The organism is Pseudoalteromonas sp. TAB23, from assembly GCF_000498075.1.
Lineage (GTDB): Bacteria > Pseudomonadota > Gammaproteobacteria > Enterobacterales > Alteromonadaceae > Pseudoalteromonas > Pseudoalteromonas arctica.
Window position 1 is genome coordinate 1 of the sequence record NZ_AUTP01000103.1, and the last position, 11,171, is coordinate 11,171.

Sequence of the window (11,171 nt, forward strand, 5' to 3'; positions counted from 1 at the left end):
GCTGCTGCTGGTATTAACATGGTAAAACATGGTAATCGCAGTGTATCGAGTAATTCAGGCTCAGCCGATTTACTCAAAGCCCTGGGCATTAATATAGATATGAGCCCAGAGCAAGCAGCAAAATGCCTTGAGCAAACCAATTTTACCTTTTTGTTTGCACCGCACTATCACAGTGGCGTACGCCATGCGATGGGCGTACGAACATCGCTTAAAACACGCACTATTTTTAATATTTTAGGTCCACTTGCTAACCCTGCAGCACCTGAAGTGCAATTACTCGGCGTGTATAACGAAGCGTTGTGTATGCCAATGGCACAAACACTTAAAACCCTTGGCACAAAGCGCGCTATGATTGTTCACGGCTCGGGCACTGACGAAATAGCCCTACACGGCCCAACAACGGTAGTTGAGCTAAATAATAGCGAGATTACGCAGTACACACTAAACCCAAGCGACTTCGACCTTGCAAACTATTCACTTGAACAACTCGCTGGTGAAGGCCCACAATACAACGCAAATGCCAGCCTCGCCATCTTGCAAGGCAAAGGCACAGATGCACATAATGCTGCTATTGTGGTTAACGTAGCTGCCCTTTTATACCTAACAGGTAAAGCAGAAACGTTAAAAGAAGGGGCAAAACAAGTACAAACATTATTAAGTTCAGGGCAAGCCATGAACACACTAAGTGCAATTATTGAGGTAAGTAATGGCTAATGTATTAGACAAAATTGTTGCTGATAAAAAATTAGAACTAATTGAAAGAAAAGCTGCACGTCCGCTTGAAAGCTTTAAGCATCTTGCAGTGCCTACAAGCCGTAGCTTTTATAAAGCACTTGCAGCACCTGGCACTCAGTTTATTTTAGAGTGTAAAAAAGCATCGCCTTCAAAAGGGTTAATTAGAAACCCATTTGATTTAACTGAAATTACCTCAGTTTATAAAAAATATGCTACCTGCATGAGTGTGTTAACTGATGCTAAATATTTTCAAGGTAGCTTTGACTACCTCGAATTTGTGCGCAGCCAAGTAGAACAACCGCTTATCTGTAAAGACTTTTTTATAGATGAGTACCAAGTGTACATGGCACGTATTTATGGTGGTGACGCTATATTACTGATGCTTTCGGTACTCGATGACGAAAGCTATAAAGCACTGCATACTGTTGCCGATTCACTTAATATGTCGGTGTTAACCGAAGTAAGTAATGAAGAAGAAGTACACCGTGCACTTGCGCTTGATGCACAAATTATTGGTATTAATAACCGTGATTTACGCGATTTAAGCACCGATTTAGCCACTACTGAAAAACTACGAAAGCTTATTCCGGCTGATAAAGTGGTTATTTCGGAATCGGGTATTTACACCCATCAAGACGTAAAACGTTTAGCTCCATTATGCGATGGCTTTTTAATTGGCAGCTCACTTATGGGCGAGCGTGATTTAGAGCAAGCATGTCGCCGTGTTATTTTAGGTGACAATAAAGTATGTGGTTTAACACGTAGCCAAGATGCACAAGCGGCATATCAAAACGGTGCTGTTTATGGTGGTTTAATTTTTCATCCTAAATCGCCTCGCTATGTCGATTTAGATTGTGCAAGAGAGCTGAGCCAAAGCGCACCACTTAATTTTGTTGGTGTATTTGTAGATGCCCCCATTGAGCAAGTTGCTCAATACGCAAGTGTGCTAAAATTGGCGGCAGTTCAATTACATGGCCAAGAAAGTGACGATTACATTGCTGACTTGCGTACACAGTTACCAACTAATTGCGAAATTTGGAAAGCACAGGCAATAAAAGATGCATTGCCAACGCCTGTAAATGGGGTTGATCGACACCTTTACGATACGCACAGTGATACACAAGCTGGCGGTACTGGTAAAGCATTTGATTGGTCGGTGCTTAGCGGCGCAACTACACAATTTATGCTCGCTGGAGGCTTAAATCCAGACAATATTAAAGATGCGCTTTTTAAAGGTGCCTTAGGCCTTGATTTAAACTCAGGCGTTGAAGAATCTGCGGGTAAAAAGTGCCCTAACAAATTACATAATGCTTTCACAAGCATCAGAAATTATTGAGGTTAAAATGCAAAATCCAGCTTATTTTGGCGAGTTTGGCGGTATGTTTGTACCTGAGTTACTTGTCCCTGCGCTTAAGCAGTTAGAAAATGAATTTAACAAAGCACAAAAAGATCCTGAGTTTCAGGCAGAGCTAAGTAAATTATTAAACGAGTATGCGGGTCGTCCTACCCCACTTACTTTAACGCGCAATTTAGTTAAAAACCCAAAAGTAAAACTGTATCTCAAGCGCGAAGACTTATTACACGGCGGCGCACATAAAACGAACCAAGTACTTGGTCAGGCGTTACTTACTAAGCGTATGGGTAAAAAACAAGTTATTGCTGAAACAGGTGCCGGTCAACACGGCGTTGCAACAGCGCTAGCGTGTGCATTACTGGGTTTAAAATGTCGTATTTATATGGGCGCAAAAGACGTTGAACGTCAGCAACCTAACGTATTTAGAATGAAGTTAATGGGCGCAGAGGTTATTCCGGTAACAGCAGGTTCTGGCACATTAAAAGATGCAGTAAATGAAGCGCTGCGTGACTGGTCAGCTAATTATCAAGACGCGCACTACCTACTAGGTACAGCTGCGGGTCCTCACCCATTCCCAACAATTGTACGCGAGTATCAAAAAATTATTGGTGAAGAAGCTAAGCAACAAGTACTTAAAGCAGAAGGTCGTTTACCTGACGCAGTTATTGCCTGTGTTGGTGGTGGTTCAAACGCGATTGGTATGTTTACCGACTTTATTGACGAGCCAGGCGTTAAATTAATTGGGGTTGAGCCTGCTGGTAAAGGTCTTGATACAAATGAGCACGGTGCAACAATTTGTAAAGGCACAAAAGGCATATTACACGGTACTTATACGTACATTATGCAAAATGACGATGGCCAAATTGAAGAGTCTTACTCTGTATCAGCGGGTCTTGATTACCCAGCTGTTGGTCCTCAGCATGCATTTTTACACGAAACTGGTCGCGCTCAATACGTGGGTATTACCGATACAGAAGCGCTTGATGCGTTTCAGTCGCTTGCTAACAATGAAGGGATTATTCCGGCACTTGAATCAAGCCATGCATTAGCTTATGCCCTTAAGTACGCAGAGGAGCTAACCGAGGAAAGTGTTATAGTGATTAATTTAAGTGGTCGTGGCGATAAAGATTTAGCACACGTTCACAATGTACTAACTGAAAGAGGTCAGCTATGAGCCAAGTAAAAACGGATCGTTACGGCAAAATGTTTGCAGCGCTTAACGAGCAAAAACAAGGTGCGTTTGTACCGTTTGTAACAATTGGCGACCCAGGTAAAGAGCAAAGTGTTGCGATTATTAAAAGCCTAATTGACGGCGGAGCAGATGCGCTTGAGCTTGGTATTCCGTTTTCGGACCCAATTGCAGATGGTCCAGTAATTCAAAAAGCTAATATTCGCGCCCTCGATGTGCACATTAACACACAAGATTGCTTTGATATTATTAGAGAAATACGTGAGTATAATGCCGACATTCCAATTGGCTTATTATTGTATTCAAACCTTGTGTTTAAACGCGGTATAGAAGCATTTTATAAAGATGCAAAAGCAGTAGGCGTAGACTCAATTTTAGTGGCTGATGTGCCTCTGCATGAATCTAAAATATTTAGAAAGTCAGCAATGGATAACGGCGTAGACCCAATTTTTATTGCAACACCAAATGCGGATGACGACACACTTCGCCAGTGCGCCTCTTACGGTCGTGGTTACACGTATTTACTATCGCGCGCAGGTGTTACCGGTACCGATACTAAGGCACAAATGCCTGCTGGTAATATTGTTACTAAATTAAAAGAATACCATGCAGCGCCTGCTCTTTTAGGGTTTGGTATTTCAACGCCAGATGATATAAAAGCGGCTCTTAATGCAGGAGCAGCCGGTGCTATTTCAGGCTCTGCTGTGGTTAAAATTATTGAAGCTAACCTTAATGATTTACCAACAATGACCGCTCAGCTAAAAGCATTTGTAGCTGATATGAAAGCAGCGACATCACTTTAAGCTAACTAAGGCGTGTTTTATACGCATTAAAAAAGGGCATTTAAAATGCCCTTTTTTGTTTTTTAAAAATCAAACGCTATAGCAATATCCAAACGTTTTAAAAAAATTAGTGAGCTTGGTGTTTACCCTCTAAAATCTCTTCAATAAATTTAGCATTAAATGCTTCTAAATCGGCTGGGCTACGGCTTGTTACTAAGCCTTTATCTACACATACTTCTTGGTCAACCCAATTGGCACCTGCATTAATTAAATCGCTTTTAATACTTGGAAAAGAGGTAATAGTACGGTCACGCAGTTTATTAATTTCAGCTAACAGCCACGGCGCATGGCAAATAGCAGCAACGGGTTTGTTTTTTTCTGCTCCAAAAAAGCCATCAATAAAGGCTTTAGCATCTTTATCTTGGCGTAAACTGTCTGGGTTAAATAAACCACCAGGAAGCATAAGCGCGTCATAATCAGCGGGGTCTGCGTTTGTAACTAGTTTATCTACTGTTACTTTATCGCCCCACTTATCTTCATCCCAGCCCGTAATTTGGCCTTCTTTAATTGATACTATTTCGATGTTTGCACCGGCATCAAGTAATGCGCTGCGTGGAGATAAAAGCTCACTTTGCTCAAACCCATCAGTGGCTAAAATTGCAATTTTTTTGCCTTGTAAACGTGTGCTTGTTTGTAATGTACTCATTGAGATCTCCTTTTTCTTGAAAAATATATTCGAAACACACAGTTAAACAGCATAATGCATGCCGATAACAAGTAATTGAAAATAAAGGATTTAATGTAAGTGGGATTTATAATGCCATGTAAATCATTTAGAGATTATGAATAATCTACATAGGTGCGAATTTATTTCCAGCTCATATAATTTAAAGCCACCAAACGCGAGGTATAAAACCTCACCTACAACATATACCCGTAGGTGCGAATTTACTTCGCGCTCATGTAACTTATCTATCAATACGGGGTTTAAAACCTTAAATAAATTTAAAGCAGATCTTTTAACGCCTTAGCCGGTTTAAAAACCGCTTTATTAGCGCCTTCTATTTCAATTGCTGCGCCTGTTTGCGGGTTACGCCCAGTGCGCGCTGGGTAATAACTTAGTGCAAACGTACCAAAGCCATTAATTTGAACCTGATCACCTTCAGAAAGTGATTTAGTAATTACTTTTTGCAAGCTTGAAAGTGCCGCTTGAGAATCTTTTTTTGTTAATTCACTTTTGTGTGCAATGGCAGCAACGAGTTCTGCTTTATTCATTTTAGGCTCCTAAATACACGCCAAATCAGTGTTGGTTAAGCGTGGGAATATGATGATATAAAAAATACCAAACCAAATTGGCAATAAAGCCACGCAGGCTAAGGGTTACAGGGCAACAAGTCAACCTTGTAGTTGCTAAGCTTTATGTGGTAAAAAGCCTTTGACTCTTTTTTGTATAATTTAGGTAAGCTATGCACGCATTAATTGAATACATCCCACTCATACTGTTTTTTGCAGTTTTTAAGCTAGTCGATATTTACTGGGCTACCGGTTTATTAATGGCCACTACGCTCATTCAAGTTGCTTATAGCTACTTTAAACATGGCTCTGTGCCTACTCGTCAGTGGATATTTTTTGGCATTGCTGCCGTGTTTGGCACGTTAACGCTGGTACTTCATGATGAGCAATACATTAAATGGAAAGCAACGCTGATATACGCAGGTTTAAGTTTAACGTTACTTGTTAGCCGTTATGTACTTAAAAAAAATCTCGTTAAAAAAGCGCTTAGTTCAATACTCGAAAATGCTAATGATACAAAACAAGCCATTGTAGTCCCAGAACCATTATGGGATAAGCTTAACCTAATGTGGGTTGCTTTAACTGCTGGCATCGCAGCACTAAACATTTATATTGCATATAATTTCTCGCTCGACTTTTGGGTTAATTTTAAAGTGTTTGGTTTAATGGGTATTACCTTTGTGAGTATTTTTGCCACTATTATTGCCTTGTACAAATACCTCCCTAGTGAAGAAGAACCTGCAAAATAATTTTATAGATCACTTTGTAGATTACTAATCTCGTCATAAAAGTGTCGTCTTAGCTTGTTAGCTTATTAAAAAAAGCAAGTTGAGACGACCTTGAACGCTAATCAATACCGCTGGTTTGAATTTACCCTCATTTTTATATTGCTGCCCTTGTTGGGTTTTGGATTACGCGAGCATTTAGCTAACTGGCTTATTCCTGCGCTTATTATACTTATGAGTGTGTGTTGTATGTTGCTACTGGGCGATCCCCATTTTAAACGGTTTAGACTCACAAGCCTTGGGCAATTTTCTGCTGTTAAAAAGCGTTTGTTTAGCTTCTTTTTTTTAGGTGCGCTGTTCTCGGGTATGTTTTACGGGATTATTCATCAGGGCAACTGGTTTACCCTTCCCCGCAACTCGTTTAATGATTGGCTTTTACTGTTGTTGCTCTACCCAATACTGTCGGTTATTCCTCAAGAGTTAATATTCAGAACGTATTTTTTTCATCGTTATAAACGCATCATGCCCAAAAAAGCAGTGCGTATTATAGTTAGTGCGAGTGTATTTGCATTGGCTCATATTGTGTATGCAAATTGGATTGCAGTAGCCTTAGCATTTTTAGGTGGCTTACTGTTTGCTTATACCTATGCACAAAGCCGCTCAACCGTCGTGTGTGTTATTGAGCATAGTTTATGGGGGATATGGATGTTTACACTCGGGATCGGCAGCTACCTTGATTCAGGCGCATTTAACTAATATAACAAGCATTAAAAAATCCGATACTAGAAAACTAATATCGGATTTTGAATATTTCTAAAACCACTTAACTAATGGTTAAAATAACGATTCAAACTCACCATTTGGAAATAAAACACCAGGAATACCACGTACTGCAGTAACATCAGCTAGTTTAGTATCACCAAAATATAAACCGCCACTGTAATTACGGCCCTTTTGCTTTACATCTAACCAACGTCCATTTTCGCCTTTCGCTATTAGATTAATGTTGCCACTAACATCACGAATACGTAAATCTAACGCACGGTTTTTTATGCTAACAAATATATCTGTAGAGGTAAGTTCTGATAAATTTTCAACATCGCCCACGTAAGCAAACTTAAAATCGCTTGCACCACTCAACGGAAAATCTAATTCAAAAGTAAATGCTAAATCGTCATTATCTTCACCAATAAAAGGCGAAGCCTCTACTGCAGTGATATGAAATGCAGTGTTTTGAATGTCACTTACGTAATCACCATTAAAATCAAAAGTAGATAACGTCGTAGACTCTTCACCTAATGAATTAACAAAGCGATTTAAGTTTAGTGATAAGTCACCTTCAAGTTTACCAGCGGCTTTATTGATAATTACATTGGTAGTTACCTGTGTAATACCTGTGTCGGCTTCTGGATTTAATTCACTTTGAGCATCTATACCATCAAACTGAATTAGCAACTCACTTACATCTACACTTAATACCGTAGCACCATTTGTGATCGTTGCGCTCATTACACCTTCAATTTTATTACCTAATACACCACTTACTCTAAATGTTGGAATTGATAAATCAATTGTTATAGGTAAATCATCATATGTGCCAGTTATAGCCCAAGTATAAGGTGATTGGCTGTAATCAATATCTAAGTCACGAAGTTTATATTGTCCTGATGGTGTAGAGCCATCAGCTAGTGGTGAATAATTTGTAATAACTTCGTTTAAAGCATTAGTAAGTGCATCAAGGGTTCTTTGTGTGTCATCATCAAACGCACTTTCAAGCTCAGCAAATTTTACGTCTAATTCATCTGAATAGCTTTTTTCTTGAAGTCTTGCTGCACCTATAATATTTCGTGTATCAACAAGTAACTCTCTTGAATCTAAGCTTTGAACTTCTGTTGAGCGAGCCTGCCAATTTGTAAATGTAGTTACACTTGCAATCGTTTGCTTAACTTGACCAGCTACATTTTGCAGCAAAGCATTACCTTGGTCGCTAAATAAGTTATCTGTAACATACTGCGCTGCTAAATCGCTATAATCTTGCCATGCCTGTTGGTCAGTCTCTAAGTTAGTAAATGCATTAAAAGCACTTTCAACACTAAACGAACTATCAGCAACACCAGCTAAAATTGCCGCGTAAGTAAATGCATTAGTAACCATTTCTGCTTCAACACTTGCATTTAAATTGCTGTGCGTTAAATGATAAAAAGGCGTGGCTGATAAACTAGCTTGCGTAGCACTAAAGCCTTCATCTGTAATTGCTTTACTCAATGGCGATAAATAAACCGTATTTACACCCGGTGCACTAAATGCATCTGCTTTGTAATTAAGAGTAACGGCTGTCAATTCTTGGTAGTCTATTAAACGGTTTGCGTTTAAGTCATTTACATCACCACGGACTGTTCTGCCACAACCTGTAAAGCGAGGACAAGGTAGAGCAGTCTCACTCGGTATAAACTCAAAACTATTAAAAGTAAGTGGAGTTACACTTACACTCGCAGTATTGATGTTTTCAACTTCAATTGATTCTTGCACCACCCCGTCGCTATCTAAAACATTAAGCGTGCCCTGTGGTGATTGCCAATTAGATACATAAAAACTCACAGAAGAAGATGTAGCAATTTCACTCACTGCAACAGATTCTGAACTGTCACTGTCTGATGAAGAACCACAACCTACCAATGCAATAGCTACCCCTAAGGGTATAATTTGTTTTAACATCTTCATTCCTTAAAACTTAATGTTCACGTACCAATTCACATTAGCATAATAGGCTTTATCTAAATCTAGGCTATCAGTTTGTAAATTAAGACCAAAATACTCGTTTTCTATACCAACTAAAAATGCTTCACTTTTTGTCTCGTAGCCTGCCTGTACTTTCCAATGATCCCAAAAGTGTATACGGCCTTTTAATTGGCTGAACGTGTCTTTGTCGTAACGTTTTAAAGTTAACTGAGTCGAAAATCGGTCGTTTATTCTGTAATCGGCAAATGCTTGTAGTCGCATTTCCATTTCTAAATCATGAGATACCGTATTTCCAAATGCAGATGTTTTTAATGAAACTGTTGGCTGAGTAATAATATCGCCGTTGTCATCTTCGCTAAATGGAATTTCAGTAGTTTGACCTTTTACAGAGCCGCTGTCTTCGTACTCTGTTTTATAGAGTAAATCTTTTACGCTAAAACCAACTTGAAGCTCATCATTTACTTGCCAATCAGCAAAAATATCTAGGCTATAGCCAAGCCCTTCAGGCTTTTGTGACGGTGAAAACTTTTTAAATAATATGTCTTTTGAAAAGTTGTAATCGACAGTTACAGCGCCTTCAACTTCATCACTATAAATTTCACCATTTACAGTGGCATCTTGATAGTGTGAGCTGGCAAAAACAGAAAGTTTAGGTGTTATTGTTAATGCATTTTTATCTAAAAATTTAAAATCATAAGATACAAAGACACCGTTAGACGTTGCTTGTTTAGCATCAAGGTAATATGTATAAAATCTATCTTCAAACTCTAGATCATTTTTTTCGGTATGAGTATATTTGGCTGTATCAGGATCAAAGTTAAGAACATAGTCGTAACGACTTTGTAAACCTACCTTAAAATTACCGTAGCCAACACCTACTTCAAATATATTATAGGTGAATGCACTGTCACCCGATTTTAATGGAGCATCAAAATCATCTACAAAGGCTTGTACTGGTTGTGCTTCTGTATAAATTTCTGCGTCAAAGTGGGTAAAAATTTGAAATTGGTTATCTGCGGAAGCAAGAGGAGAAATAAAAGCTGTTGAAAATCCTAACAAGAGAATTTTTTTTTTCATAATTTAATCGCTTTCTATAAAAAAAGGGAAAAGCGCTGCTTTCCCCTTTTATAGTTTAAATATTACTTAGATGAATCAATTAAATCAACATCAGTGTAATCAACTACGTCACCATCAATGTAAGTAATTGAAAGACCGTTTGTTGTTTTAGCTGCAGTACCAAAAGACATCATCATCTCATTGTACATAGCCATAACGTCACCAGTGTAACCTGCACTTTCATTATCAGTAATAGACAATGTATAACCCATTGCATTATTTACTGTAATATCTAAAGCACTTGCTTCTTCCATGTCGCTGTCAAGGTATGTAGTCATTACTTTAAAGTCTACATCACCAGAAACACCCTCTAATGTAATAGAGCCTGAATCTGTTGCATCATCAGCTGTAATACTTAACATACCAGTGAAGCCAGAATCACCATCCATGATTTCAACATGGTTAGCCGTTTCAGTCATTATGATTTCTGCATCATCTACATTGTCAGCAGTTACTGCGCCATCAAAAGTAAATACTAAACATGAATCGATTTGAGTAGCATCAATTGTACCTGCTGCGAAATCAACACAATCTGTAAGTGCTAGTGTTTGTGTATCAGCAGTAACAAGTTCAACAGATACGTCATTCTCACCTTTTAATGTAGCACCCCAAGCAACAACAAGCTTGTCGCCTTCATAAGAAGCCGCTGCATTAATCATCTCACCTGTAGTAGCATTGCTAAGCATTAGCGTAAGATCATCTAAGCTGTAAGCATAGTCCCAATCAGCATTGCGAGTTGATGTGCCTGTACCTGAGTTATTACCCATTTCAGCTAATTCATCAATTACGTCTGCAAGAATATCTGCTGCATCAGCAACTGCATCAGCACCAGTGCCTGTAAGCACAGTCATAGTCGATAATGACTCTGATGTAGCTTTAACAGAAGTTAGTACTTCAAGTTTTGCAACTGCAGTTTCAGCAGCAAGCTGTAGATTATAAGCTGTTACAAATTGCTCGCTAGCTAGTTCACCTTGAGCTACAGCAGCTGTTTGCATAGCTGTAAGCGCATCAATCATTGCTTGTGCGCCTTCGCCTTCAAGAGCTAAGTATTCATTCGCAGCAACAAGTGCTTGTGCAATAGCAATTTCAAGTGCATCTACAGCAGCAGCAAAATCAGACGCAGCAGTAACAGCAGTCATTGCAAGCTCAAGAGCTTCAGTTGCGTTTGCAGCTGTATCTACCATTGCACCTTCTGCGTTAGCAAGTGCGCTAGTAGAAGCCGCTTCAGCTGTGTCTGC

The 11,171-nt window shown here is 39.2% G+C and carries 10 protein-coding genes and 1 pseudogene; 6 read left to right on the plus strand and 5 right to left on the minus strand.

Features of this window, described 5'->3' with window-relative positions:
* The 4 genes from trpD to trpA form a co-directional block, all read left to right on the plus strand.
* The coding region (gene trpD / locus L654_RS0102570; protein WP_024607179.1) for an anthranilate phosphoribosyltransferase at nucleotides 1-714 on the plus strand (714 nt) is incomplete at its 5' end.
* The gene (gene trpCF / locus L654_RS0102575) at nucleotides 707-2,071 is read left to right on the plus strand and encodes a bifunctional indole-3-glycerol-phosphate synthase TrpC/phosphoribosylanthranilate isomerase TrpF (protein WP_024607180.1); all 1,365 of its coding nucleotides are present in this window, start codon (nucleotides 707-709) and stop codon (nucleotides 2,069-2,071) included. The genes trpD and trpCF, both read left to right, overlap by 8 nt.
* A 7-nt stretch (nucleotides 2,072-2,078) precedes the next feature.
* Nucleotides 2,079-3,263, plus strand: coding sequence for a tryptophan synthase subunit beta (gene trpB, locus L654_RS0102580; protein WP_024607181.1), 1,185 nt, complete (start codon nucleotides 2,079-2,081; stop codon nucleotides 3,261-3,263).
* Nucleotides 3,260-4,081, plus strand: a complete 822-nt coding sequence (gene trpA / locus L654_RS0102585) for a tryptophan synthase subunit alpha (RefSeq protein WP_024607182.1) — start codon at nucleotides 3,260-3,262, stop codon at nucleotides 4,079-4,081. Before trpB ends, trpA begins: the two co-directional genes overlap by 4 nt.
* A gap of 106 nt (nucleotides 4,082-4,187) precedes the next feature.
* Here the strand turns inward: trpA and L654_RS0102590 are convergent, their stop codons facing one another.
* Both L654_RS0102590 and L654_RS0102595 read right to left on the minus strand, forming a co-directional pair.
* Nucleotides 4,188-4,766 carry a type 1 glutamine amidotransferase domain-containing protein gene (locus tag L654_RS0102590; protein ID WP_007582489.1) on the minus strand — a complete coding sequence of 193 codons (579 nt, stop codon included), beginning with the start codon at nucleotides 4,764-4,766 and terminating at the stop codon, nucleotides 4,188-4,190.
* A gap of 299 nt (nucleotides 4,767-5,065) precedes the next feature.
* Nucleotides 5,066-5,335, minus strand: coding sequence for an HU family DNA-binding protein (locus L654_RS0102595; RefSeq protein ID WP_007375441.1), 270 nt, complete (start codon nucleotides 5,333-5,335; stop codon nucleotides 5,066-5,068).
* A 191-nt stretch (nucleotides 5,336-5,526) separates the two neighbouring features.
* Here L654_RS0102595 and L654_RS0102600 point away from each other — a divergent pair, with 191 nt between their 5' ends.
* Together L654_RS0102600 and L654_RS0102605 are read left to right on the plus strand one after the other, a co-directional pair.
* Nucleotides 5,527-6,102: an inner membrane-spanning protein YciB gene (locus L654_RS0102600; protein ID WP_024607183.1), complete on the plus strand. Its 576-nt coding sequence runs from the start codon at nucleotides 5,527-5,529 to the stop codon at nucleotides 6,100-6,102.
* Nucleotides 6,103-6,192: 90 nt separating this feature from the next.
* A complete protein-coding gene (locus L654_RS0102605; RefSeq protein ID WP_024607184.1) occupies nucleotides 6,193-6,834 on the plus strand; it encodes a CPBP family intramembrane glutamic endopeptidase in 642 nt (213 codons plus the stop codon).
* A gap of 78 nt (nucleotides 6,835-6,912) precedes the next feature.
* Here L654_RS0102605 and L654_RS0102610 read toward each other — a convergent pair whose 3' ends face one another.
* From L654_RS0102610 to L654_RS0102620, 3 genes and pseudogenes are all read right to left on the minus strand, one after another.
* A complete protein-coding gene (locus L654_RS0102610; protein WP_024607185.1) occupies nucleotides 6,913-8,793 on the minus strand; it encodes a hypothetical protein in 1,881 nt (626 codons plus the stop codon).
* Nucleotides 8,794-8,802: 9 nt separating this feature from the next.
* Entirely contained in the window at nucleotides 8,803-9,894 is a 1,092-nt protein-coding gene (locus L654_RS0102615; protein WP_024607186.1) for a hypothetical protein, read from the minus strand.
* Nucleotides 9,895-9,956: 62 nt separating this feature from the next.
* Nucleotides 9,957-11,171 (minus strand): annotated as a pseudogene (locus L654_RS0102620) (hypothetical protein); the annotation flags it as partial.

Coding starts and splice junctions, on each gene's coding strand:
- trpA (WP_024607182.1), top strand. CDS start 3,260: ATGAGCCAAGTAAAAACGGATCGTTACGGCAAAATGTTTGCAGCGCTT.
- trpB (WP_024607181.1), top strand. CDS start 2,079: ATGCAAAATCCAGCTTATTTTGGCGAGTTTGGCGGTATGTTTGTACCT.
- trpCF (WP_024607180.1), top strand. CDS start 707: ATGGCTAATGTATTAGACAAAATTGTTGCTGATAAAAAATTAGAACTA.
- L654_RS0102590 (WP_007582489.1), bottom strand. CDS start 4,766: ATGAGTACATTACAAACAAGCACACGTTTACAAGGCAAAAAAATTGCA.
- L654_RS0102595 (WP_007375441.1), bottom strand. CDS start 5,335: ATGAATAAAGCAGAACTCGTTGCTGCCATTGCACACAAAAGTGAATTA.
- L654_RS0102610 (WP_024607185.1), bottom strand. CDS start 8,793: ATGTTAAAACAAATTATACCCTTAGGGGTAGCTATTGCATTGGTAGGT.
- L654_RS0102600 (WP_024607183.1), top strand. CDS start 5,527: ATGCACGCATTAATTGAATACATCCCACTCATACTGTTTTTTGCAGTT.
- L654_RS0102615 (WP_024607186.1), bottom strand. CDS start 9,894: ATGAAAAAAAAAATTCTCTTGTTAGGATTTTCAACAGCTTTTATTTCT.